Genomic DNA, 24,538 nt, shown 5'->3' with positions numbered 1-24,538 from the left:
GAGCAGGTTCATGACACGCCGCCTGGAAGCCATGCCAGGCACCATGTACCAGCCCGCCCAAGATCCCTACCAACTGACACATGTACCGGGACTTCAACACTGACAGATGTCATGGGACTGAATAGCCCTCATGGGGACCGTTTAGTACCAAGATCCGCGCGGGACAGAACCTCGGGCGGGCTACAGGCCCTCGGCCACTGAGGCGGCGATCTTGAGCCAGGCGTCCCGGGTGGCGGCCGACAGTTGGGCGTACCGAATGGGTTCGCCGGTGTCGATGAGCCGCTCGTACGGCGCCAGCAGCACCGTCCGGGTACGCGCGGCGAAGTGTTCCTGGATCGCCGGCAGGTCGATCTCCTTGCGCGATGGTGGCATCGAGACCACGGTGACCGCCTGCCGGACCAACCGCTGCCGTCCGCTCTGCTCCAGGTGGTCGAGCATCCGCGCGGCGGTCTCGGCCGAGTCGTTACGGGCCGACATGGTGACCACCAGTTGGTCGGTGGCGTCCATCGCCGCCTGCCAGTTCTGGGCCCGGACGTTGTTCCCGGTGTCCACGAAGATCAACTTATAGAACCGGCTGACCACCTCGCGGATCTCGCCGAAGGCCGCTGCGGTGAGCATCTCGCCGCCGGTCGCCGACTCGTCGGAGGCGAGCACGTCGAACATCCCCTCGCCCTGCGAGCGGACGTACTGCGACAGGTCGCCGACCCGGCCGTGCGCACCATGGAACTGGCCCAGGTCGCGCAGCAGGTCCCGCACCGTACGGGAGTGGAAGTCCTGCTGGGCCCGCATGCCGAGGGTGCCCTGGGTCTCGTTGTTGTCCCAGGCCAGCACGTAACCGCCACGCTTCTGTCCGAAGGTCATGGCGAGCAGCAGGATGGCGACCGTCTTGCCGGCACCACCCTTCGGGTTGACCACGGTCACCTGTCGTAGCCCGCCGAAGTTACGGCGCACCATCTCGATGTCGCGCTTGAGTTCCAGTTCGTGCCGCCCCGGTGCCAGCTTCATCAGGCCCGTCTTGTTGACCACGGCGCGTACGCCCATCGTCGCGACCGGGTCGACGGGGCGTACCTGCCGCCGCCGCGCGAAGTCCTCCGCGGTGGGAGCGCCGCCCGCATCCTGGCTCCAGGCCTGCTCGGCGTACCCCGGAGGGGTCCGCGACGCGGTCTCCGCCGGCTGGTACGGCCGTTGCGGCACCGGCGGAGGCGCCGCCGGCAAGCCCTGCTGCTGCCAGGGCGCCGGGTTCCAGGCCGGCTGCGGTGGGAAGGGACCGGGCGGCGTCGCGTACGGCGGCTCGACCTGGGACGAGGCCGGCCCGGGATGGGGCGCGGCGGGCGGCGGGACGTCGGCCGGTGGTGGCGGTACCGGCGCGAACGGTGGCCCCGGCTGCGGCACGGGTGCGTCGTGCCCGGTCAGAACCCCGTGCTGCGGTACGGGACCCTGCGACACCCGGTCGCCATGCTGCAAGACATGGTCGCCGTACGGTGCTGCGGGACCCGGCGGCACCTGGTCGCCGTACTGCGGTACCAGCTCGCCGTGCTGCGGCCCGGCAACATGGTGCGGCGCGGCAACATGGTGCGGCGCGGCAGCACCGTGGTGCGGCGCGGGGAAGCCGTGCTGTGGTGCGGGATCGCCGTGGTGCGGTGCGAGGTCGCCGTGTTGCCCCGCGAGGTCGCCGTGGTGCGGTGCGAGGTCGTCGTGTTGCCCCGCGAGGTCGCCGTGGTGCGGTGCGAGGTCGTCGTGTTGCCCCGCGAGGTCGCCGGGATGGTTCGGCGGGGCGGCCGGCGGGTGCGGGCCGGGCTGGTGGGGCACCGGGGCGCCGGGCAGCGAAGACGGCACCGGCGGAAGCGGCTGGGCCGGCGTAGCCCAGGTGGGGCGAGGCGGAGCGGCCACCTCCTCGCCGGTCCCGGTCGGCGTGGCCGGACCGGTGACCGACCGCTGCGGCGGCTGCGCCCACGGCGACTCGGTCGACGGCCGGGCCGTCGTCGCTGCGTCGGCGCTGCCCGCAGCGGTCTCTGCCGGCGCGTCCGCCGGCCCACCCGCGTCCGCGAGCGCGTCTTGCCCGGTGGCGACGTCGCCCACGGCGCGTGACCCGCTGTCCCGGCTCGGCGCGAGCGAGGTCGGCTGGTCGAGGGTGAACGGCAGGTTCAGATCGACCTGACCAGCCTCCGGCCGTGGCCCGACCGGCCCGGCGGTGTGCCCGGACGAGGTGGAGGTACCCGTACCGGCGGTCCCCGGTCCCCAGGCGCTGCCGGCCGCCCCCGAATCCGGGTTGGCTGGCGTAGCTGGTTCCCAGCCGGTGGCGCTCGGGCCGCCGCCGGTCAGCGACGGATAGTCGGTGGGCGAGGGCGGGACGGCCGCCGGGTAGCCGCCCGACGTGGCGGCGTGCGCGTCCGGCGGTGCCGGGTGGGTGCTCGGCGGTGCCGGGTGGACGCCGGGCGGGGTGGCGGTGGGTGGCGCCAGCGGCGGGGCATCCCAGCCGGACGCGCCGAAGCCCTCGATCTGGTCAGGTGGCCAGAGTGGTTCGATGTCCCGTTCCGGCACCCCATGCTGGCCGGGCACGTGCACCCGGTCGGCGTTCTCGTCCACCACGGTTCCTCCCCATTCCTCCAGCCGAGGATAGGCCCAACCGCCGACCTCGGCCCCTGGTGCGGGACGCGGTCAGGTCGTCCAGACCGCCCAGGCGCCCGGCTCGGTCCACCAGGACCGCTTACGGGTCAGCTCCCCCTGCACACCGTCGTCCAGGTAGGGCAGCGGGGCCTCGTCCCGAGGCAGGACGGACGCGGCCCGGCCGCGTGCCCGGCGTACCTCCAGGCGTACCCGCCGGCGGCCCAGCCGCGACCGGGTGACCACCGGTACGGCCACCGCCACCTCGACGAGCCCGTCGGTCGGGTCCGGGTCGGCGAGCAGGGCGACGTCGTCAAGGCGGGCGTAACCGCCGGCGTTGCCGACCGCGCAGGCCAGCAGCGGATCATCGCCATTGGACAGTACGACGTCGTCCACCTCGACCCGGCCGCGCCAGTGCAGCGGACGCCCGTCCTCGCTGGCGGCACCGAGCAGTGCGCCGTCCAGGGTGACCGAGCCACCGTCGTTTCGCAGCAGATCGAGCCGGCGGGGCGTGCCGTCGAGCACCGCGGCGGCCACCGCCGCCGGGTCGCGGGGCAGGCCGAGCTGCGCGGCCAGGTCGCGGTGCGTCGTGCTGCGGGCCGGGTCGAGCGGCAGTACGCCGATCGGCGGCAGGTCCGGCACGGTCCGGTTTTCGGCCAGGTCCGCCGGGCGGCGGCTCGGCGGTGGGGCGTACCGCCGAACCAGCCGGCGCAGCACGGCGCGCAACTGTGCGTCACCGGCGACGGCGACCACGAGGCGGGTCTTGGAGTCCGGGTCCGGCCAGGCGAGGCCGTCGGGCCGGGCCGGGCCGTCCAGCCGGGCCAGCACCTCGTCGATCTCCGCGTCCGAGCGGGCCGTCACCGTCTCCACCCGGGCGCCCCGGGCGGTCAACGCGTCCGCACAGGCCAACACCGGTACGCGCGGCGTCTCGCAACGGTCGTCGCGGTCCTTGGTCGCCTCGGCTTGGCCGCCGCAGCAGGCTTCGCCGCTGCCGCACCCGGCCCCCGGAGCGTCCCGCTCCGAGCCGAGGGTGAGCAGCACCACGTCGTACACGGGTAGCTCCTCCTGCTTCTCGGCGCGACCCCTGCCGGTCGTGCCGTCACTACTTGTTAACCTGACACCCCGGGCTCGCTGACCGGTCGCCATCTGGCACCCGAGCCTTCTGGAGGCGAGAAGATGCCAGCGATCGTGCTCATCGGCGCTCAGTGGGGCGACGAGGGCAAGGGCAAGGTTACCGACCAGCTCGGTGAGCGGGTCGACTACGTCGTCCGCTACTCCGGCGGCAACAACGCCGGCCACACGGTGATCACCCCGGACGGCCAGAAGTACGCCCTGCACCTCATGCCATCCGGCGCGCTCTCCCCGAACGCCGTGATCGTCATCGGCAACGGTGTGGTGGTCGACCCGAAGGTGCTGCTCAGCGAGATCGACGGGCTCGCCGAGCGTGGCGTCGACGTCTCCCGGCTGCGCATCTCCGGCGACGCGCACCTGATCATGCCCCACCACCGGGCGCTGGACCGGGTGGTCGAGCGCTACCTGGGCAGCTCCCGCATCGGCACCACCGGCCGGGGCATCGGCCCGGCGTACGGCGACAAGGTCGCCCGGATGGGCATCCGGGTGCAGGATCTTCTCGACCCGGGCATCCTGCGCAAGAAGCTGGAACTCGCGCTGCGCGAGAAGAACCAGGTGCTGTTCAAGGTCTACAACCGCAAGGCGATCGACGTCGACGCCACCATCGAGGAATACCTGGAGTACGCGGAGCGGCTGCGGCCGTACATCGCGGAGACCCGGTCGATGCTCTGGGACGCGCTCGACCGTGGCGAGACGGTGCTGCTGGAGGGTGCCCAGGCCACCATGCTCGACATGGACCACGGCACCTACCCCTTCGTCACCTCGTCGAACCCGACGGCCGGCGGGGCGTGTGTCGGCGCCGGCATCCCACCGACCGCGATCACGAAGGTGATCGCGGTGAGCAAGGCGTACGCCACCCGGGTCGGTTCCGGGCCGTTCCCGACCGAGCTCTTCGACGACAACGGCGCGCACCTGCGCAAGGTCGGCCACGAGTACGGCACCACCACCGGCCGCGAGCGCCGGTGCGGCTGGTTCGACGCGGTGGTGGCCCGCTACGCCTGCCGCCTGAACGGCGTCACCGACCTGGTGATCACGAAGCTGGACGTGCTGACCGGCCTGCCCACCGTGCCGATCTGCGTCGGCTACGAGATCAACGGCAAGCGCGTCGACGACATGCCGATGACCCAGACCGACTTCCACCACGCCACCCCGATCTACGAGCAGCACGACGGTTGGTGGGAAGACATCACCAAGGCAAGGGCCGAGGAAGACCTCCCCGAGAACGCGAGACGCTACATCGCCCGCATCGAAGAACTCTGCGGCACCCAAGTCTCCGTAGTAGGCGTAGGCCCCGGCCGCGAAGAAAACGTAACCCGCCACCCCCTCCTCCCCTAACCCCCCAGGCCCTCCCTCCCCCGGCCCCCCGGCCCCCCGGCCCCCCGGCCCCCCGGACCCCCGGCCCCCGCCCTCTGCCCGCGTTGATCAAGAAGTTTGCGTCTGAATTCGTCGCCGGATAGACGCAAACCTCTTGATCAACGGAGTCGGGTGGGTGGGGTGGGTTGGTTGGGTTGGCGGGTGGGTTGGTTGGGTTGGCGGGTGGGTTATCCACAGGGGGTGGGGTGGTTGTCCACAGGGGCGGCGGGGTGGGTGGGCTTGTCGGCAGTTTGGGTGGATGGGTGACATCGATCTGTTGAGTCGGGTGGCTGCCGGGCGGGGTGGGGTGGTGTCGACGGCGCAGGCATTGGCCGCCGGCTACACCCGGGATCAGATTCGGCACTTCGTCAGGTCGGGCCGCTGGGCGAGGGTGGCCAGAGGACGCTTCGTGCTGACTGGCGAGGCGGACGTACGCCGACTTCGGCGGGCGCGGATCCGAGCGGCGGTCGAAAGTCTGGGGCCCGCAGCAGTGGCCGTCCTCGACACGGCTGCCGAACTGCACGGCATGGCGGGTCTCAGGGCGACCTCCAGGATCCACGTGTCGGTGCCGGTGGACCAACCGCGACCGCAGCGCCGGAACGATCCTGATCTGGTGGTGCATCAGCTCACGATCGGGCCGCGCGACGTCTGTGTCGTCGCCGGAATCCCCGCCACAACCGCGATCCGTACCGCCGCTGACGTCATTCTTCGGGTGGACCGCTACCCGGCGGTCTGCCTCCTCGACTCGGCGCTCAACCGGCAGTTGTTCACCGACGCGGACATCGCGGCGATCCCCGCCCTCATCGCGGGACGGCGTGGCGCAGTCGCCGCACGAACATGGCTGGCCGAGGCGGACGGTCGAGCCCAGTCGCCATTGGAGACCCGCTCCCGGCTCCGGTGCGTCGACGGGGGTGTCCCACCCGACGCGCTGCAACTGGAGGTCCGCGACGACGACGGCTACCTGCTGGGGGTCGGCGATCTCGGTTGGCGTGCCGGCCGGTTGATTGCCGAGGCGGACGGCCGGGCCCCGCACCGCACACCGCAGGCGCTCTACGAGGACCGCGTGAGGCAGAACCGCCTGGTCAACGCCGGCTGGCGAGTCCTCCGCTTCACCTGGCTCGACACCCTCCGCCCCGACTACATCCCCGAAACCGTCCGCCAAGCCCTCCACCCCCGATAACCCCACCCCCTCCCAACCCTCCAACCCCACCCCCTCCGGCCCGCACCCTCGCCGCGTTGATCAAGAGCTTTTGGTCATCAGCAGGCCGAATTGAGACGCAAACTTCTTGATCAACGCGGGCGGGCGGGGCGGGCGGGGCGGGCAGGGCGGCGGGGCGGGGCGGGGTGAGCGGGAGCGGGAGCGGGGGGACGGTGGCGGGGTGGGTAGGATGGTGGGTTGTGCGGGTTTTGTTGCTGGGTGGTGGTGGGCGGGAGCATGCTCTCGCGCTACGGCTTGCCGAGGATGCGTCCGTTTCGGAGTTGATCTGCGCGCCGGGTAATCCGGGTATCGCCGGGATTGCCCAGCAGCGGCAGGTGGACATCGTCGATCCGGGGGCCGTTGCAGCGCTGGCGGTGGAGCTGGCGGCCGACCTGGTGGTGATCGGGCCGGAGGCGCCGCTGGTCGCCGGGGTCGCCGACGCCGTACGGGCCAAGGGCATCCCGGTCTTCGGGCCGAGTGCCGAGGCGGCTCGGCTGGAGGGGTCGAAGGCGTTCGCCAAGGACGTGATGACCGCTTCCGGCGTACCCACTGCTCGTGCCTACAGCTGCACTGATGCCGAGAGCGCCGGCAGGGCGCTGGACGAGTTCGGCCCGCCGTACGTGGTGAAGAACGACGGGCTCGCGGCCGGCAAGGGTGTCGTCGTCACCGACGACCGGGCAGCGGCGCTGGAGCACGCACGGGAGTGCGGCCAGGTGGTGATCGAGGAGTACCTCGCCGGTCCCGAGGTCTCGCTGTTCGTGGTGACCGACGGCGAGGCGGCGGTGCCGTTGCTGCCGGCCCAGGATTTCAAGCGGGTCGGCGACGGCGACAGCGGCCCGAACACCGGCGGCATGGGGGCGTACGCCCCGCTGTCCTGGGCCCCGGCCGGCCTGGTCGACGAGGTCATGCGCGACGTGGTGCACCCGACTTTGGCCGAGATGCGTCGTCGGGGTACGCCGTTCGCCGGCCTGCTCTATGTCGGGCTGGCGATCACCTCGGCCGGCCCTCGGGTGATCGAGTTCAATGCCCGCTTCGGTGACCCGGAGACCCAGGTGGTGCTGGCTCTGCTGGAGACGCCGCTGGCCGGGCTGCTGCACGCCGCCGCCACCGGCACGCTGGCCGAACACGCACCGCTGCGCTGGCGCGACGGTGCCGCGGTGACCGTGGTGGTGGCCGCCGAGGCGTATCCGGCGAAGCCCCGTACCGGTGACGTGATCACTGGCGCGGACCGGCCGGGCGTGATCCACGCCGGCACCACCCGCCGGGCCGACGGTGCGTTGCTCTCCGCTGGTGGCCGGGTCCTCTGCGCCACGGCCACCGGCACCGACCTGGCCGCCGCCCGGGACGCCGCCTACGAATTGGTACGCGGCATCGAGTTGCCCGGCTCGCACCACCGCACCGACATCGCCGCCGCCGCCATCGAGGGCCGGATCGCCATTCCCTAGCGGTGGCGGTAAGAATCCTGGGTCGCACCGACAAGTATGGGTGTGCGACCGCCAGGTAGAGGATCGGTGTCAGACGCTCAGCAGACCGCTGAGGATCGACAGCGGCTGACCGACCTGTTCCATCGGCACGGTGACGCGGTCTTCGCGTACGCCAGCGACCGCCTGGGCAGCGAGGACGCGCAGGATCTCGTCGGTGAGGTCTTCGCGGTGGCATGGCGGCGGCTCGCCACCATCAAGGCCGGTGAGGAACGCCCCTGGCTGTTCGGGGTGGCCCGGCGGCTGATGTTGCAGCACCGGCGCGTCCGAGCGGGGCAGGTGGCCCTGCAGGTCCGGCTGGAATCGCAGGCGGAGGTCGACGGGGCGGCAGACCCTGGGCCGGACGTGTCGCACCGGGCCGAGGTGATGGCCGCGCTGGCGGCGTTGCCGGAGGCCGACCGGGAGGTGCTGCTGCTGCGGTACTGGTACGACCTGAGTGGCAGCGAGTCGGCGAAGGTGCTGGGCTGTACGGCGACCACTTTCGCCGTCCGGCTGCACCGGGCCCGGCGTCGCTTCGAGCAGGTCTACGGCAACCTGACGGTGCAGCCCAGCCCGCCGGTGAAGGGCACTCAGACGTCGTACGCGAGGGGGCAGCTGTGAGGTGGAGAAGCGACGAGACCGAGAAGCTCGTCTCGGCCGCCCGACCGGCTTCCCGGGTTCGCCTCACCGCCACCGAACCGGGCGAAGCGATGCTCGCCCGCATCCTCGACCTGCCGCGGGAGCCGCAGCGACGGCGCCGCAACAGGAAGACGCTCGCCGTCGCCGGTGCGGTCGTCGCCGGGGTCGTGTTGGCCGGCGGCGCGACGGCAGCGATCGGCCGGTACGACGCACCCACCGCACCGCCGGAGGCGCTACCGACCAACGGTGACGCGTTCGTCTGTGCGACGGAGGGACTTCGCCGCATGGGTGACACCCGGGCGCTGGAAGGCGAGACACCGGTGGCGGCCTGCCGGCGGTCCTGGAAGTCGATCTTCGACCGGCAGGCTCCGGCCCACCTGTACCCCTGCGTCCAGCGGGTCGGTGCTACCGCAGCCGACGCGCCGGGCGCGCCGACGGAGCCCGTCCGGTGGGGTCGACTGGTCTACGTCGTCGACGGTGACCAACTTCAGGACCACGCCGGGACGTGTGGCAGCGTCGGCATGCTGGTGGCCCCGGCCGGCGACTGACCGCGCCTCAGCCTCAGCGGGGCGATCGACACCTCAGCCTCAGCGGGGCGATCGACACGTCAGCCTCCGCGCGGCGGTCGACGTGCGTCAGCATCGGTGGGGCGGGACTGCCCGCCGCCCGCCCGCGACCGGTGTCCCCGGACTGCCGGTCCACCCGCCCGGACCGGCGGAAACCAGCCGATCGGCCCCGGTTGGCCGTTGACACGCCATGTCACGATCATCGTGCCGGTGGCCGGTACGGGGCATCGGCTACGGGGAGGAGGACGCGGTGACCGACTTTCTCGGTGCGGCGCTCAGTTTTCCCACCGTGCTGTTCAGCTTCCTGCTGGTGGTGGTGGTCGGCTACTGGCTGCTGGTGCTGACCGGGGTGCTGGATCTCGGCGACGACCTGGACGTGGACGGCGTACCGGGCACGGTCCTGGCCGGACTTGGCCTCGGCGGTGTGCCCAGTGCCGTCATCTTCTCCCTGCTCGTCGCCGTCGCCTGGTTCGTCAGCCTCGCTGGCACCGCCCTGCTCGACGGCCTGGGCTTCGGCGCCGGCACCCGGATCCTCGTCTCGATCGGCGTGCTGCTGGCCGCCGCGTTCTGCGCCTGGCTGGTGACCCGGCTGGTCGCGGTCCCGTTGAGTCGACTCTTTCCGACCGAGTCGGACGCCACCCGGCACGCCTTCGTCGGCCGCCTCTGCGTGGTACGCACCGGCACGGTCACCAACGACTTCGGCCAGGCCGAGGTGACCGCAACCGACGGTTCGTCGGCCGTGGTGCAGATCCGGCAGCCGGGCGAGGAGAAGATGCCGGCCGGCAGCTCCGCCCTGATCTACGACTACGACACCGAGGGCGAGTTCTTCTGGGTGATGCCCGCCGGGCCCGCCTTCGACCCGCTGAGACATTCCGCCAAGTAGCCCCCTGGTGAACCCGCGGCGACCGCGGATCACCCCGACTTCGCACCGGGGCAGCCGGCCCAACCCCCTTCGCCGGCCTGTCCCACGCTGCCCCTGAGACGTCTCGAAAGGAGGATGCGCGGTCACCGCCCGGTGCTGTTCGCCGGCCGCCCGCGCGCCCAGCCATGGAAGTCATCACCACCGGAATCGGTGTACTCCTCGCCGTCGTCCTGCTCGTCGCGCTCGGCGTGCTGTTCATGGTCAGTCGGTTGTTCCGCAAGGTCGAGCAGGGCAAGGCGCTGATCATCTCCAAGATCCGGCGGGTCGACGTGACCTTCACCGGCGCGGTGGTGATGCCCGTACTGCACAAGGCCGAGATCATGGACATCTCGGTGAAGACGATCGATATCGAGCGGACCGGCAACGAGGGCCTGATCTGCCGCGACAACATCCGGGCCGACATCCGGATCACCTTCTTCGTCCGGGTCAACAAGACCGTCGAGGATGTGGTGAAGGTGGCGCAGGCGATCGGCACCGCGCGGGCCAGCGACCGGGAGACGTTGCAGGAGCTGTTCAACGCGAAGTTCTCCGAGGCGCTGAAGACGGTCGGCAAGCAACTCGACTTCGTCGACCTCTACACCAAGCGTGACGAGTTCCGCGACCAGATCATCAGGGTGATCGGCACCGACCTCAACGGGTACAGCCTGGAGGACGCGGCGATCGACTTCCTGGAGCAGACGCCGATGTCGCAGCTCGACCCGGCGAACATCCTCGACGCCCAGGGCATCCGGAAGATCACCGAGCTGACCACCCAGGAGAACGTCCGGACCAACGAGTTCCGGCGCAGCGAGGAGAAGGAGATCACCCGGCAGAACGTGGACGCCAAGGAGGCGATCCTCGAACTGGAGCGGCGGCAGGCGGACGCCGAGGCCAAGCAGCAGCGCGAGATCGAGACGGTGCGGGCCCGCGAGCAGGCCGAGACGACCCGGGTACGCGCGGAGGAGCGGCTGCGCGCCGAGACCGCGAACATCCGTACCGACGAGCAGTTGGGCGTCCAGCACGAGAACCGGGCGCGGGAGATCGCGGTGGCGGAGAAGAACCGCGAGCGGGTCATCGCCATCGAGACCGAGCGGATCGAGAAGGACCGCATGCTGGAGGTCATCGGCCGGGAGCGGGAGACCGAGCTGAGCACGATCGCCAAGGACAAGGAGGTGGAGGCCGAGAAGCGGGCCATCGCCGAGGTCATCCGGGAGCGGATCGCGGTGGAGAAGACCGTGGCCGAGCAGGAAGAGAACATCAAGCGGCTGCGGGTGGTCGAGGAGGCCGAGCGGACCCGCCAGGCGCTGGTCATCCAGGCCGAGGCCGAGGCGCAGGAGAATCTGGTCAAGGACATCAAGGCGGCGGAGGCCGCCGAGGCGGCGGCCAAGCACAAGGCGCGCGAGGAACTGGTGCTGGCCGAGGCCCGGCAGCAGGCTGCGGAGTTGGACGCGCGGGCGAAGATCCGACTCGCCGAGGGAATCCAGGCCGAGACGGCGGCGGCCGGGCTGGCCGAGGTGCAGGTCCAGGAGCGCAGCGCCGAGGCGATCGAGAAGGTCGGCCGCGCGGAGGTCGCGGTGGAGCGGGAGAAGTTGCTGGCCGCCGCCGACGCGGTACGCGAGAAGCTCAAGGGCGAGGCCGAGGGTCTCACCGAGAAGGCCGCCGCGATGGCCGCCCTGGACGACGCGACCCGGGAGCACGAGGAGTACCGGCTGCGCCTGGAACTGGAGAAGGAGGTCCGGCTGGCCGGGCTGGACACCCAGCGGCAGGTCGCCGAGGCGCAGGCCAAGCTGGTCTCCACCGGCCTGGAGAAGGCGAACATCGACATCGTCGGTGGGGACAGCGTCTTCTTCGACCGGCTGCTCAGCTCGATCTCGTTCGGCAAGAGCGTGGACGGTTTCGTGGCCCACTCGGACGTGGCGAAGAACCTGGCCCAGCCGTGGCTCGACGGCAGCGCCAGCTTCACCGACGACCTGGCCCGGATGGTCGGCTCGCTGAACAGCGCCGACGTGCAGAACCTCACCCTGTCGGCGTTCCTGGTCCAGCAGATCCGGGCCGGCGGCGCCGACCAGGGCAAGCTCCAGGAGCTGCTGAAGGCCGCGCAACGCCTGGGCGTGGCGGAGACTCCGGTCGCCGCCCTGACGGGCTCGCGGCAGCGCGCCGGTGAGTGAGCCGACCGCCGGTCCGGCCGCAGTCGGGCGTACGCCCGGTGCCGCCGGACCGGCCTCGGCGGCGAGTGCCGGCAGCTCGGCCGGGGAATCGTCGGGCGCGGAGGCAGTGCCGAACGGCGTACCGCCGGGGCTGGACGACGGCAGTTACGAGGTGCTGCGCAAGCGGCTCGCCGGGCAGGCCGCCGAGCTGGCCCGGCGGGCGGAGACGCTCAACGCCCGACGGCTGGAGGTCTTCGGCAGCACCGAACTGCGACTGCTGAGCACCGAACGGATCCGTACCGAGCACAACTGCGTACCCCGGGACATCGTCTCCGTGGGCGGGCTGATGCTGTTCGGCTACAACGTCTTCATCGGCCTGAAGCCGGAGACGAGCGTCGACGACGTCTTCTCGCTGCACCGTTTCGTCCGCGAGTCCGGCGGCGAGACGGACGGTTTCCGGTTCGACGAGGCCGGCCAGGACGAACTGCCCGGCCTGCTGCGCCATCCCCAGTTCGTCCGCGACTTCTCCGAGTTGTACCGCTACTACCGGCAGGCCCGGCTGCTGCAACTGCGCCGGGTCGACGGCCGGCTGCTGGCGGTGTTCCAGACCGGGCCGCGTACCGAGGACATCCGGGTGCTGCGCTGGCAGGTCGGCGTCGACGGGGTGCCGGAGTACCTGGACAGCCGGGGCGAGCGGGACCACGTCTTCCCACCCAGCCACGACTTCGAGTGGATCGAGACCACTCGGGAGGACCACGTCCTCGGCCGGCACCCGCACATCTCCATCGACGGCGAGGTCTTCGTCGAGACGGTGGGCGGCACGCTGACCGTGAAGGTGGAGAACAACACCGAGGTCGGCGAGGGCATCTACAGCGAGCCGGTGGACGAACCGTTGCAGAGTCTCGCCGACGCCGACGTGCAGTGGGCGCGGGTGGGGACGCTGATCCTGTTGCGGCTGCGGCCGTACAAGGAGACGCAGTGGCGGCACCTGGTCTTCAACACGATCACCCGGGAGGTGGTCCGGCTCGACGGCATCGGGGTCGCCTGCCAGCGGCTGCCCGAGGACCACGGCATCATCTTCCCGGGCGGGTACCACCTGGCCACCGGCGTCACCCGGACCTTCGACACCGAGGTCACCGGCCTCGAATTCGAGCGGGTGGTGCGGTCGCCGAACGGTGAGGACGTGCTCTACGTCTTCCATGCCCGCGCCGACGGACGTTCGCTGCTGCTGCCGTACAACGCGATCCGCAAGGAGGTGGCCGCACCGATCCCGTGCCACGGGTTCTCGCTCTTCGACGACGGCACGCTCGTGGTGTTCCGGGCGGTCTCCGAGGAGCCGACCCGGGTCCACCCGATGCAGATCTGGCAGACGCCGTACGTCTCCGACGCGTACGCCGCCGCGCAGCCGGCGGGGACCGGGCCGTTGGAGCGGGTCGGCAACGCGGACCTGGTACGCGGCATCTCGGACTCCCTCTCGGCGGCCCGGATGGTCGAGGGCACCGCCACGGCCGAGGTGTACGAGGCACTGATCGCTGCCTGTGGCCGGATCACCGACCACTACCACTGGCTCGGCGAGGAGGAACTCGGCGACCTGGCCACCCCGTTGGCCGGCTTGCGGCGTACCGCCACGGCCGTGCTGGAGGAGCACGAGAAGGTCCGGACGCTCACCGAGCGGGCCCGGACCGAAGTGGACTCCAGTGCCGAGCAGATCGCGTCCCTGGCCCGCCGGGCCCGGGGCGAGGCGCCGCTGACCGCCGACGACTGGGTTGCCCAGCTGGGTGGCCTGCGTCGGGCCCGGGGGCACCTGGAGACGTTGCGTGAGCTGCGCTACGTCGACCACGACCGGATCGACGAGCTGGCCGGGCGGCTGGACGAGGAACTGGCGGTGGCCGGCCGCCGGGCGGTGGAGTTCCTCCGCCGGGACGAGGCGTTCACCGGCTACCAGCAGGAGGTGGAACGGCTCGCCGCGCGGGCCGCCGAGATCGGCACGGTGGCCGACGCCGGCACGGTCAGCGAGGAGTTGGCCGCCCGTACCGAGGGCCTGCAGACCATCACCGAGGTGGTGGGCGGGCTGGACATCGCCGACGCGACCGTCCGGACCGGAATCCTGGGCCGGGTCGGTGAGGTGCTCGGCGCGGTCAACCGGGCGCGGGCCGTGCTCGACAAGCGGCGCCGGGAGTTGGCCGCCGTGGAGGGGCGGGCCGGCTTCGCCGCCGAGTTCGCACTGCTCGGGCAGGCGGTCACCGGGGCGCTGGCGGCGGCGGACACCGCCGAACGCTGCGACGAGCAGCTGGGCCGGCTGCTGCTGCGGGTGGAGGAACTGGAGTCCCGGTTCGGCGAGTTCGACGACTTCCTCGCCGAGTTGGCCACCCGGCGCACCGACATCTACGAGGCGTTCTCCAGCCGCAAGCAGGCGTTGCTGGACGAGCGCGCCCGCCGCGCCGACCGGCTGGTCGGCTCGGCTGAGCGGATCATGGTCAGCGTGCACCGGCGGGCCGGCACGCTCGGCTCGCTGGACGAGATCAACACCTACTTCGCGGCCGATCCGATGGTCGGCAAGCTGCGTACGGTGGTCGAGGAGCTGCGTACCCTCGGCGACGCGGTGCGGGCCGAGGAGCTGGACGGTCGGGTCCGGGCCGCCCGCCAGGAGGCCGGGCGCGGCCTACGCGACCGGCTCGACCTGTACGCCGACGGCGGCGAGACGATCCGACTGGGTCGGCACCGCTTCGCGGTGAACACCCAGCCGATCGACGTGGCGGTGGTGCCGCACGACGGCCGGATGGCGGTGGCGGTGACCGGCACCGACTACCGCGCCCCGGTGCGCGACGAGGAGTTCCAGCAGACCCGCCGGTTCTGGGACCAGCTGCTGGTGTCGGAGTCGGCGCAGGTGTACCGGGCCGAACACCTGGCCACCGCGATCCTGTCCGCCGCCGAGGCGGGCCGCGACGGGCTCAGCCTGGACGCGCTGCACACCGCGGCGGTGAGCGGCGACGAGCTGCGCGAGCTGGTCCGGCGGGTCGCCGAGACCCGCTACGACGAGGGGTACGAGCGCGGCGTGCACGACCACGACGCCGCCGAGATCCTGCGGGTGCTGCTGCGCCTGCACGCCGGGGCGGAACTGCTGCGCTACCCGCCGGCCGACCGGGCCGCCGCCGGACTGTTCTGGCGGTACGGCACCGACGAGCCGACCCGGACGGCCTGGATGGCGCGGGCCGCCTCGCTGGCCCGGGCCCGCAAGCGGTTCGGTCGACCCGACGGCGAGGACGCCGCCGACCGGCTCTGTGCCGAGCTGGCCACCGCGATCGAGGGGTTCCTGCGCGAGACCGCGCTGCCCGTACCGGCCGGCGGTACCGGCCTGGCCGGCGAGTACCTGTTCGAGGAGCTGTCCGTACCGCCGGTGCGGTTCGTCACCGGCAGCGGGGCGCAGGCCATGCTGGACCGGTTCCGGCGCGCCCTCGGTGGCCCGCAGTCCCGGTCCTCCCGCGAGTTCGACGACGACCTGCGGGCGCTCGGCAACGACCTGGCCGGCCGGTACCAGCTGGTGGAGGCGTGGTTGACCGCCTTCCTCGCCACCGACGACGGCAACCTGTCCTCCTACGACCTGCCGGAGGCGATCGCCGTCGAGCTGTGCGGTGCCGAACTGCCCCGGCAGGACAGCGCCGCCGCCATGACGGAAACCGTCGGTGGGCTGCTCGGCGCGCACCCGCGCATCGACGGCTCCACCCTGGACGTACGCCTGGACGAGATGCTGGCCCGCACCCGGGCGTTCCGCACCGAACTGATCCCGGCGTACCGGGACTATCAGCGGCGCCGCAACGCGCTGGTGGACGCCGAACGGGACCGGCTGCGGTTGGAGGAGTACCGGCCGAAGGTGATGAACGCCTTCGTCCGCAACCGGCTGCTCGACGAGGTGTACCTGCCGCTGATCGGCGACAACCTGGCCCGGCAGCTCGGCGCGACCGGCGACGGCAAGCGGGTCGACCAGTCCGGCCTGCTGCTGCTGATCTCACCGCCCGGCTACGGCAAGACCACCCTGATGGAGTACGTGGCCAGCCGGCTCGGCCTGGTCTTCGTCAAGGTCAACGGGCCGGCCCTGGGTACGAAGGTCACCTCGCTGGACCCGGCCGAGGCGCCCGACGCCACCGCCCGGCAGGAGGTCGAGAAGATCTCCTTCGCCCTGGAACTGGGCAACAACGTGCTGCTCTACCTGGACGACATCCAGCACACCAACCCGGAGCTGTTGCAGAAGTTCATCTCGCTCTGTGACGGCCAGCGCCGGATGGAGGGTGTCTGGGATGGCCGGACCCGCACCTACGACCTGCGTGGCAAGCGGTTCGCGGTGTGCATGGCCGGCAACCCGTACACCGAGTCGGGCAAGCGGTTCCGGATCCCGGACATGCTGGCCAACCGGGCCGACGTGTGGAACCTCGGTGACGTGCTCTCCGGCCGGGAGGAGGTCTTCGCGCTCAGCTACATCGAGAACTCGTTGACCGCCAACCCGGTGCTGGCGCCGCTCGCCGGACGGGACCGCGCCGACCTGGAACTGCTGGTCCGGATGGCACGTGGCGACGACAGCGTCCGACCCGATCGGTTGTCCCACCCGTATCCGCCGGTGGAGCTGGAACAGATCGTCTCGGTGCTGCGCAAGCTGCTGCGGGTGCAGCAGGTGGTGCTCGCCAACAACCAGGCGTACATCGCCTCGGCGGCACAGTCCGACGATGCCCGCACCGAGCCGCCGTTCCAGCTCCAGGGGTCGTACCGGAACATGAACAAGCTGACCGAACGGGTCGTCCCGGTGCTCAGCGACGACGAGTTGGAGGCGGTGATCGACGATCACTACCTGGGCGAGGCGCAGACCCTGGCCGCCGGCGCAGAGGCCAACCTGCTCAAACTCGCCGAGCTGCGCGGCCGGCTCACCCCCGAACAGGCCGCCCGCTGGGTCGAGGTGAAGGACGCCTACCAGCGTTCCCGGGCCCTCGGTGGTACCGGCGACGACCCGGTCGACCGCGCGGTGGGCGCGCTCGGCCTGCTCGCCGACCGGGTCAGCACAGTCGCCACCGCCATCGGCCGCGCCGCCGACCGGTAAGGAAGGGCCCCTTCTTAACGCCTCCGGTAGAGCAGGGGCCCCTTCTTAACAAACGCCGCATGCGATTACGGGGCGTCCTTTGTGGATCACTTCGTGCGAGAATCGCGGACGCCCGGCGACGCATTCGGCGGCCGGAGACATGGGGGAACGTCTTGCTGATTCGAAGGGCCCTCGCGGTGTGCGTCACCGCGGTACTGCTGCTCACCGCCAGCGCCGTGCCAGCTCAGGCAGCCACGGTCAATGCGACGTACAACATCTGGACCTGGAACGCCGCGGGCTGGACGATGCACCGGGGCTCGACCACCAACGGCCTGATCCCGGCCCTGTCCAACTCGATCCGCAACCGTAGCTCGCACTTCGCGGCCCTCAACGAGCTGTGCTGGAGCCAGTACAAGGCGGTACAGGCCAATCTGCGCGGCTCCGGCTGGCCGCAGGACGTGGAGAACTTCTCCCGGTTCGAGCCGCACAACGACACCGCCTGCGGCGGCGAGCCGTTCGGGCTGGCCATCTTCAGCAAGGCGCCGCTCGGCTCGGCCAACCGGTACGCCCTGGCCGCCGACGGCAGCCGGGAAACGCGCAAGCTCCTCTGCGCGCCGCTGGAGGCCCGGCCCAAGATGCGGTTCTGCACCACCCACATCACGCCCTCCAACGAGGTGATCAACGGGCAGAAGGTCAACGAGCGGCAGTTGGGTGAGGTGTTGAGCCGGTTGGAGACGTTCCACGGCAACGGTGACACGGTCGTCATCGCGGGCGACTTCAACGCCCAGCCCAACTACGGCCGCCTGAACGGGTGGTACTCGGCCAGCCTGAACCACCCGAACAACGCCAACAACCAGGGTGCCTACCGGGAGTTGGACGACACCGAGCCGACCTGCTTCGGCTACGGCGAGAAGACCCAGGAGGCCGGCGACCTGGGGCCGTGCGGCGACGTCAAGAAGGTCGACCTGATCTTCGTACGGGAGAATCGGATCGTCGGCAGCTACACCGGTGACTCCCTGGCCATCGCCACCAGTTGCGGCGGCCCGTGCTCGGATCACCGGATCCTGATCGGCACGGTCACCGTTTCGATCACGGTCTGACCCCGCCGGACAGACGCCGTATCGGTGGAATGGCGGTAATCCGCCCACCCGAACCCCGCCATTCCACCGAAACGGAGTTGATCAACCGGGCGGACCCGACTTGTAGCGGCGCAGTTCGCGGGTGAGTACCTTGCCGGTGGCGTTGCGGGGCAGGTACTTGACGAAGACCACGTCGCGGGGCACGGAGAAGCGGGCCAGGTAGTGCCGGACGTACTCGCGGACCGCCTCGGCGTCGAGGGTTTCGCCGGGGTGCAGACCGAGGAAGGCGGCCAGCCGCTGGCCGTACTCGGGGTCGGGTACGCCGATGACGGCAGCCTCGCGTACCTGGGGGAGTTGGGCGAGCAGCTGTTCCACCTCGGCGGGGAAGACGTTCTCCCCGCCGGAGACGATCATGTCGTCGGCCCGCCCGTCCACGAAGAGCAGGCCGTCGGCGTTGAGCCGACCCAGGTCGCCGGTGTCCAGCAGGCCGTCGTGGCGTTCCCGGTCGGCCCCGGAGGTGTAGCCCTCGAAGAGCATCTCGTTGCCGACGAAGATCCGCCCCACCCGACCGGGCGGCACCGGCTGGCCGGTGTCGTCGAGCAACTCCAGGCGGGTGCCGTGCGGCGCGCGGCCGGCGGTGGTGGGTGCCTGGCGCAGGTCGGCGGGGACCGCGATGGACGCCCAGGACGCCTCGGTCGAGCCGTACAGGTTGTAGAGCACGTCGCCGTAGCGATCCATGAAGGCCGAGGGCAGGCCGCCGGGCAGCGCCGAGCCACTCACGGCCACCACCTTCAGCGGGGGTCGGGGATCCGGCGGTGGCGCCTCCATCAGGCGTTGCAGCATCACCGGCACCGCGAACAGCGCCTGGCAGCGGTGGCGCACCAGGGCGTCCAGGGTGGCGGCCGGGTCGAAGCGACGCTGCAACACGATGGTGGCCCGCAGCGCGAAGCAGACCTGTAGGGCCGCGTACCCCCAGGTGTGGAAGACCGGAGCGGCGATCAGCACCCGGTCGCGTACGTGCAGCGGGATCCGGTCGATGATGGCCACCAGCGGACCGAACCCGTTCGGGGTGGGGCGGCGGGCGCCCTTCGGTGTCCCGGTGGTGCCGGAGGTGAGCACGATGATCCGCCCGTCCCGCTCGGGTGGGCGCAGTTCCGCGGGGAGTGCGGTGCGGATCAGTTCCTCCCGCGCCCGTTCGTCGAGGCGGTGCAGGTCGGCGGGGAGCCCGGAGATCCGTTCGGTGAACTCGTCGTCGTGCACCAGGACCCGGAGCTGTTGTTCCTCGGCCACGGTGGTCAGCTGCGCCGGGGAGAGGCCGGTGTTGATCAGCACCGCGTCCGCGCCGAGCAGGGTGGCGGCGACGATGGTTTCGATCAGACCCGGATGGTTGCGGCCGAGCACGCCGATCCGGTCGCCGGGCTGGACGCCCAGTCCGGCGCGGAGCGCGCGGGCCAGCCGCAGGCAGCGGTCGAGCAGTTCGGCGTAGGTCAGCTCGGCGCCCTGGTCGTCGATGACCGCGATCCGGCCCGGGTCGCGGGCCGCCGCCTGGCGGAGTTCACCGGCCAGGCTCCAGCCCCACTCGCGTAGCGCGTTGAGCTGGGCGGCGACCCGGATCGGGCGTCCGGGGGCGAGCAGGCCCCGCCGGGTCAGCGTGGCGACGACGAACGGCAGTTCCATGCGGCGTACCTCCTTCTGTCGCTCGCCCGGAACCCTCGGAATCCTTTCGATCATGCATCGGGCGGCGATCGGTTGCCACGCGGCGCGGGGTGGTGGCTGGCTGGCCTCGGTGACGGCGTCCGGCTCGCCTGGGCAGCTCCGCCCGGCCCGTGCGGTCCGGCGCCGGCCGGCACCGTCCCCAGCGGACCAGCCGGCACCGTCCCAGCGGACCAGCCGGCACTGTCCCCCAGCGGAGCGGCCGGTCAGCGGATCTGCATGCCGGAGATCGCCCGGGAGATGACCAGGCGCTGGATCTCCGAGGTGCCCTCGAAGATGGTGTAGATCTTGGCGTCCCGGTACCAGCGTTCGACCGGGTGGTCCCGCAGGAAGCCGGCCCCGCCGAGCAACTGGACCGCCTTCTCGGTGACCGATACGGCCACCTCACCGGCCTTGAGCTTGGACATCGAGCCCTCGCCAGCGGTGAACGGCCGGTTGTTGCGACCCATCCAGGAGGCCCGCCAGACCAGCAGCCGAGCCGCGTCGATCTCCATCTTCATGTCAGCCAGGGTGAAGGCGACCGCCTGGTTGGTGATGATCGGCCGGCCGAACTGGACGCGCTCCTTGGCGTAGTCGAGGGCGTACTCGTAGGCGGCCCGGGCGACACCGAGCGCCTGTGCGCCGACGGTGGGCCGGGACAGTTCGAAGGTGCGCATCGCGGCCTGGCCGGAGGAGCGCTGCCCGGACCGGGCGCGGGCCAGCCGCTCGTCCAGTGCTTCCTTGCCGCCGAGCAGGCAGCGACCCGGCACGCGTACCTCGTCGAGGAAGACGTCGGCCGTGTGCGACGCCCGCAGGCCCAGCTTGCGCAGCTTGCGGGTGGCGCTGAGCCCGGCCGTGCCCGGCGGTACGACGAATGCCGCCTGGCCACGCGACCCGAGTTCCGGCTCGACCGAGGCGATCACCACGTGCACCCCGGCAATCCCGCCGTTGGTGGCGTACGCCTTCTGCCCCCGCAGCACCCACTCGTCGGTGGCCTCGTCGTAGCTGGCCCGGGTACGCATCGCGGCGACATCCGAACCGGCTTCCGGCTCGGTGGAGCAGAACGCCGCGACGGCCGGGGAGTCGACGTCGCCGAAACACTGCGGCACCCACTCGACGAGTTGGTCGGGGGTGCCGGCGCCGTAGATCGCGGCGACCGCGAGGGAGGTGCCGAAGAGACTCAGGCCGATGCCCGCGTCACCCCAGAAGAGTTCCTCGCTGGCGATCGGCAGGGACAACCCGGTCGGGTCGGCCCAGCAGGTGGCGAGGAACTCGAAGCCGTACAGGCCGACCTTCGCCGCCTCCTGGATGACCGGCCACGGAGTCTCCTCACGGGCGTCCCATTCGGCCGCGGCCGGGCGCACGACCTCGGCGGCGAAGCCGTGCACCCAGTCACGCAGATCCCGCTGTTCCTCGTTCAGGTCGAGCGAGAACTCGACCATTTCAGGCCTTGGGGATGTCGAAGAGGTTCGCGATGTTGGCGGCCAGACCCAGGTCGCCCTTTGCCTTGAGCTTGCCGGTCATGAACATCATGACCGGGTTGGCGCCGCCGGAGACGATCTTGAGGAATTCGACCGGACCCAGGGTCAGGCTCAGGCGCGGGTCGTGCTGCGGAGTCTCGTTGACCGTGCAGGTGCCGTCGGCGATGACCACCTCGTAGGTGTCGGTGCCGCCCTCGGGGGCACCGGTGATGTTCCAGTGGATGACCGCGTTGGTCGAACCGGCCCGGTCGGCGCGGAAGAGTTCCGGCATCCGCCCGAAGACCTCACCGAGGATCTTGCCGCGCAGCTCACCCGACATCACCTCGGCGAGCTTCTTGTCCGGCGTGGACTTGACGAGCTTGGCGAACTCCTTCGGGCCGACGTTGGCGAAGTTGGCCGGGTCGAAGTCAGTCATGGAAGCACCTCTCGAACAGTGGTTACTCTGGCGTAACCTTACGTGTGAGTAGGTATGCTGGCAAGGTGTCCAGTACACCCGCCTTCAAGCGCCTACCCCGGGCCGTACGTGAGCAACAGATGCTCGATGCCGCCGTACGGGTCTTCTCCCGCCACGGCTACCACGGTGCCAGCATGGACGAGGTCGCGGAGCGGGCTGGCATCTCCAAACCCATGGTTTACGCCTATCTCGGCACGAAGGAAGAACTCTTCGTCGCCTGCCTGCACCGCGAGGGCACCCGGATGATGGAGGCCATCGCCGGGGCCGCCGCGCCCGACCTACCAGCCGACGAGCGGCTCTGGCGCGGACTGCGCGCGTTCTTCGGTTTCGTCGGCGCCCACCGGGACGGCTGGGCAGTGCTCTACCGGCAGGCCCGGGCCGAGCGGGCATTCGCCGACGAACTGGCCGGCATGCGAACGAGGATCGTCGAGGTGGTCGCCGGGATGCTCGACCACGCACTGCGCGCCGAGGGGCGCGAGGTGGCCGAAACCGATCTGGAGGTCGTCGCGTACGCCCTGGTCGGCGCGACCGAGTCGCTGGCCGACTGGCTGGCCGACCACCCCGAGGCCGACCCGGAGAAGACGGCGACCCGGATGATGAACGTCGCCTGGCTCGGCGCTGCCCAACTGCTGCGCGGCGCCCGCTGGCGATAAGGACTGGCGATAAGGAAGGGCACCTTATTAACGCCTGCGGTAGATGAAGGGTCCCTTGTTAACCAGCTCAACCCTCGCCGGCCGCGGCCCGACGGTGAGCCCGGTGGCGCAGCCAGCGGATCAGCTCCAACAACACGGTGACGACGATCGACAGGCCGATCCCGGCGAGGATCCCGTGCACCGGATGGCGTTGGAAGGTCAGCCCGCCGAAGATGCCGAGCAGCACGCAGTACAGTGCCCAGATGACCGCCCCGATCAGGTCGAACAGGACGAACGACCGCAGCGGATAGCGGACCGCGCCCATGGCCAGGGTGACCGCCGTCCGTCCGCCCGGCACGAACCGGGCGGCAACCAGGATCATCCCGCCGCGCCGGTCCACCGCCCGCCGGGCCCACTGCGACCTGGCCCGACGCCGGCTGTCCACCGGCGACCGGTCCAGCCGGCGGGAACCGCCGCCGCGCCCGACGGCGTACGAGGCGTGATCGCCGAGGAACGCACCGAGGGCGGCCACCACGGTCACCAGCACCAGGTTCGGCTCCCCACCGGTGGCGAGCACGGTTGCCGTGATCACCGCCGCCTCGGCCGGCACCAGCGGAAAGATCGCGTCGACCGCGATGAGCCCGAACAGCAGCAGATACACCCAGGGCGAGGTGAGGATCTGCCGGAGCAGGTCGAGCGCGGCCTCCATCTACTCATGCTCGCGGCCCGACGAGCACCCCGCGGCCGGATGAGCGGATCGGCACTCGACACCCGGCACGGGAACCCGCCGACCAGGCCGGCGGCACCGGGCACCGGAACCCGCCGACCGGGGTGGCGGCGCCTCAGCCGCGGAGGCCGGCGACCGGCGGGGCGAGCAGCGCAGCACGCGGGCGCTTGTCCTGCGCGGTGGGGCCGTGCGACGTCAGCACCACGGGTGCGCCGAGCACCTCGGCCACCGCCTGCGGCCAGTCGGCCGGCGGGCCGTCGTCGTACACCGGGCGGGCCCGCAGCAGGCGGGCGGTGAGTGCGGCCTGCCGGTCGAGGTCACCGGGCGGGCCCGGCAGCAGTCGGTCCAGGCCCTGGTAACGACGGCAGACGCGCAGGTCGAGGCCGCGTTCGGCGAGATCCAGGTGGGTCAGCGCCAGGCCGTCCACCCCACCGGCAACCGCCAGGGCGTACGCATGGGCGACCGCGTCGAAGTGGCCGAAGCGGAAGCGGCCCTGCCACGGATTCGTGGGGTTGTGCGGGTCGGTCAGCGCCAACCCCGGGTCCTCGGTGACCAGCGGCCCCGGCCCGTGCCGGGTGGTGACCGTACGCAGCACCCCGATCCGGGTCGCCGCCCCGGCCAGCCCGGCGTCGGTCAGCAGCGACTCGGCGTTGGCGAAGGTGGTGGTGCTCCACGTGGTGTACGGGTGGAAGCCGTGCCACTCGTCCAGCAGCACCCCCTGCGCGCCCTCGAACACGCACGGCCCGGCCCGCAGCGCCCCGGCCAGCCAGGTCCGGTCCACGATCGCCACCCGCTCGGCGAAAGCACGGTAGGCCGGCAGGCAGTCGGCGACCGGCGGGGCGTCCAACGGGCCGAGTTCCGCCGTCAGCCGGTCCCGCAGCGCGGTCAGCCGGCGGCGCAGCACCTCCGGGTGGCGGCAGTCGGCCACCCGGGGCGCCTCGTCCGGGTGGGCGAGACCGTACGCGACGGTCTCACCCACCCCCTGCCCGCAGGAGCCGTGCCGGTCGGCTCCCCGGGCCGTCTCCCGCGCCCGGTTGGCGGCCCGGTGGTACGGGGTGGCCAGCAGTGCCTCCCCGTCCACGGTCAGCCGGTCGAGCGCGTCGGGTACCCCGACGGTGGCGAGGTGGTCGGCCTCGGTGGCCAGCGCCAGCGGGTCCACCACGACGTGCCGGGACAGGTGCGTCCGTACGCCGGGATGGAAGGTGCCGGCGCCGAACTGTGCGTACGTGTGGTGCCGGCCGTCGCGCAGCACGACGTTGTGTGCCGCCTGCGCACCCCCGTTGAACCGGACCACCGTGTGCACCGGCCGGGTCGCGCAGAGCCAGTCCACGACCGTGCCCTTGCCGGCGTCGCCGTACCCGAGGTCGACCACGATCGTGTGCTGCCGGCCGCCACCATCGCCTCGGACC

Annotated in this window: 17 protein-coding genes; 10 read left to right on the top strand and 7 right to left on the bottom strand. The window is 71.4% G+C overall.

Annotated elements, in window-relative coordinates; genetic code table 11:
- Positions 1 to 180 precede the first annotated feature (180 nt).
- Entirely contained in the window at positions 181 to 2,589 is a 2,409-nt protein-coding gene (locus tag E0H26_RS26045; protein WP_131308258.1) for a chromosome partitioning protein, read from the bottom strand.
- Between the two features lie 69 nt (positions 2,590 to 2,658).
- Positions 2,659 to 3,657 (bottom strand): diacylglycerol kinase family protein, encoded by a 999-nt coding sequence (locus E0H26_RS26040; protein WP_131308256.1) that lies wholly within the window; start codon positions 3,655 to 3,657, stop codon positions 2,659 to 2,661.
- A 123-nt stretch (positions 3,658 to 3,780) separates the two neighbouring features.
- Between E0H26_RS26040 and E0H26_RS26035 the strand changes: the two genes are divergently transcribed.
- The 9 genes from E0H26_RS26035 (at position 3,781) to E0H26_RS25990 (ending at position 18,164) form a co-directional block, all read left to right on the top strand.
- Positions 3,781 to 5,070 carry an adenylosuccinate synthase gene (locus E0H26_RS26035; protein WP_131308253.1) on the top strand — a complete coding sequence of 430 codons (1,290 nt, stop codon included), beginning with the start codon at positions 3,781 to 3,783 and terminating at the stop codon, positions 5,068 to 5,070.
- A gap of 277 nt (positions 5,071 to 5,347) precedes the next feature.
- A complete protein-coding gene (locus E0H26_RS26030) occupies positions 5,348 to 6,268 on the top strand; it encodes a type IV toxin-antitoxin system AbiEi family antitoxin domain-containing protein (protein ID WP_131308250.1) in 921 nt (306 codons plus the stop codon).
- Between the two features lie 218 nt (positions 6,269 to 6,486).
- On the top strand, positions 6,487 to 7,731 hold the full coding sequence (purD, locus tag E0H26_RS26020; protein ID WP_131308247.1) for a phosphoribosylamine--glycine ligase: 1,245 nt from the start codon (positions 6,487 to 6,489) through the stop codon (positions 7,729 to 7,731).
- A 66-nt stretch (positions 7,732 to 7,797) separates the two neighbouring features.
- Positions 7,798 to 8,367 (top strand): RNA polymerase sigma factor, encoded by a 570-nt coding sequence (locus E0H26_RS26015; protein ID WP_165521987.1) that lies wholly within the window; start codon positions 7,798 to 7,800, stop codon positions 8,365 to 8,367.
- Entirely contained in the window at positions 8,364 to 8,933 is a 570-nt protein-coding gene (locus tag E0H26_RS26010; RefSeq protein WP_131308241.1) for a hypothetical protein, read from the top strand. Before E0H26_RS26015 ends, E0H26_RS26010 begins: the two co-directional genes overlap by 4 nt.
- 268 nt (positions 8,934 to 9,201) lie before the next feature.
- Positions 9,202 to 9,834: a hypothetical protein gene (locus E0H26_RS26005; protein ID WP_131308238.1), complete on the top strand. Its 633-nt coding sequence runs from the start codon at positions 9,202 to 9,204 to the stop codon at positions 9,832 to 9,834.
- A 164-nt stretch (positions 9,835 to 9,998) separates the two neighbouring features.
- Positions 9,999 to 12,020: a flotillin family protein gene (locus tag E0H26_RS26000; protein WP_131308235.1), complete on the top strand. Its 2,022-nt coding sequence runs from the start codon at positions 9,999 to 10,001 to the stop codon at positions 12,018 to 12,020.
- Positions 12,013 to 17,085 (top strand): DNA repair ATPase, encoded by a 5,073-nt coding sequence (locus E0H26_RS25995; RefSeq protein ID WP_240742380.1) that lies wholly within the window; start codon positions 12,013 to 12,015, stop codon positions 17,083 to 17,085. Before E0H26_RS26000 ends, E0H26_RS25995 begins: the two co-directional genes overlap by 8 nt.
- A gap of 152 nt (positions 17,086 to 17,237) precedes the next feature.
- Positions 17,238 to 18,164, top strand: a complete 927-nt coding sequence (locus E0H26_RS25990) for an endonuclease/exonuclease/phosphatase family protein (RefSeq protein WP_420812891.1) — start codon at positions 17,238 to 17,240, stop codon at positions 18,162 to 18,164.
- A gap of 81 nt (positions 18,165 to 18,245) precedes the next feature.
- Here the strand turns inward: E0H26_RS25990 and E0H26_RS25985 are convergent, their stop codons facing one another.
- The 3 genes from E0H26_RS25985 to E0H26_RS25975 form a co-directional block, all read right to left on the bottom strand.
- The gene (locus E0H26_RS25985; RefSeq protein ID WP_131308232.1) at positions 18,246 to 19,820 is read right to left on the bottom strand and encodes an AMP-binding protein; all 1,575 of its coding nucleotides are present in this window, start codon (positions 19,818 to 19,820) and stop codon (positions 18,246 to 18,248) included.
- Positions 19,821 to 20,062: 242 nt separating this feature from the next.
- Positions 20,063 to 21,277: an acyl-CoA dehydrogenase family protein gene (locus E0H26_RS25980; protein ID WP_131308229.1), complete on the bottom strand. Its 1,215-nt coding sequence runs from the start codon at positions 21,275 to 21,277 to the stop codon at positions 20,063 to 20,065.
- 1 nt (position 21,278) lies between these two features.
- Positions 21,279 to 21,731, bottom strand: coding sequence for an SCP2 sterol-binding domain-containing protein (locus E0H26_RS25975; protein WP_131308226.1), 453 nt, complete (start codon positions 21,729 to 21,731; stop codon positions 21,279 to 21,281).
- Between the two features lie 65 nt (positions 21,732 to 21,796).
- Here E0H26_RS25975 and E0H26_RS25970 point away from each other — a divergent pair, with 65 nt between their 5' ends.
- Positions 21,797 to 22,423, top strand: coding sequence for a TetR/AcrR family transcriptional regulator (locus E0H26_RS25970; protein ID WP_131308223.1), 627 nt, complete (start codon positions 21,797 to 21,799; stop codon positions 22,421 to 22,423).
- A 67-nt stretch (positions 22,424 to 22,490) separates the two neighbouring features.
- On the opposite strand, the gene E0H26_RS25965 is transcribed toward E0H26_RS25970, so the two are convergent.
- Positions 22,491 to 23,111, bottom strand: coding sequence for a DedA family protein (locus tag E0H26_RS25965; protein ID WP_131308220.1), 621 nt, complete (start codon positions 23,109 to 23,111; stop codon positions 22,491 to 22,493).
- Between the two features lie 133 nt (positions 23,112 to 23,244).
- The gene (locus E0H26_RS25960; RefSeq protein WP_131308268.1) at positions 23,245 to 24,504 is read right to left on the bottom strand and encodes an adenylosuccinate synthetase; all 1,260 of its coding nucleotides are present in this window, start codon (positions 24,502 to 24,504) and stop codon (positions 23,245 to 23,247) included.
- Positions 24,505 to 24,538 lie beyond the last annotated feature (34 nt).

It is taken from the genome of Micromonospora zingiberis, assembly GCF_004331455.1.
In the GTDB taxonomy this organism is placed as follows: domain Bacteria; phylum Actinomycetota; class Actinomycetes; order Mycobacteriales; family Micromonosporaceae; genus Micromonospora; species Micromonospora zingiberis.
The sequence above is the reverse complement of the archived record's forward strand: the minus strand, read 5'-3'. Positions and strand labels throughout refer to the sequence as shown.

Excerpts from the sequence above, each read along its gene's own strand:
- E0H26_RS26035 (WP_131308253.1), top strand. The coding sequence starts at position 3,781 with ATGCCAGCGATCGTGCTCATCGGCGCTCAGTGGGGCGACGAGGGCAAG.
- E0H26_RS26030 (WP_131308250.1), top strand. The coding sequence starts at position 5,348 with ATGGGTGACATCGATCTGTTGAGTCGGGTGGCTGCCGGGCGGGGTGGG.
- E0H26_RS26000 (WP_131308235.1), top strand. The coding sequence starts at position 9,999 with ATGGAAGTCATCACCACCGGAATCGGTGTACTCCTCGCCGTCGTCCTG.
- E0H26_RS25985 (WP_131308232.1), bottom strand. The coding sequence starts at position 19,820 with ATGGAACTGCCGTTCGTCGTCGCCACGCTGACCCGGCGGGGCCTGCTC.
- E0H26_RS25980 (WP_131308229.1), bottom strand. The coding sequence starts at position 21,277 with ATGGTCGAGTTCTCGCTCGACCTGAACGAGGAACAGCGGGATCTGCGT.
- E0H26_RS25975 (WP_131308226.1), bottom strand. The coding sequence starts at position 21,731 with ATGACTGACTTCGACCCGGCCAACTTCGCCAACGTCGGCCCGAAGGAG.
- E0H26_RS25965 (WP_131308220.1), bottom strand. The coding sequence starts at position 23,111 with ATGGAGGCCGCGCTCGACCTGCTCCGGCAGATCCTCACCTCGCCCTGG.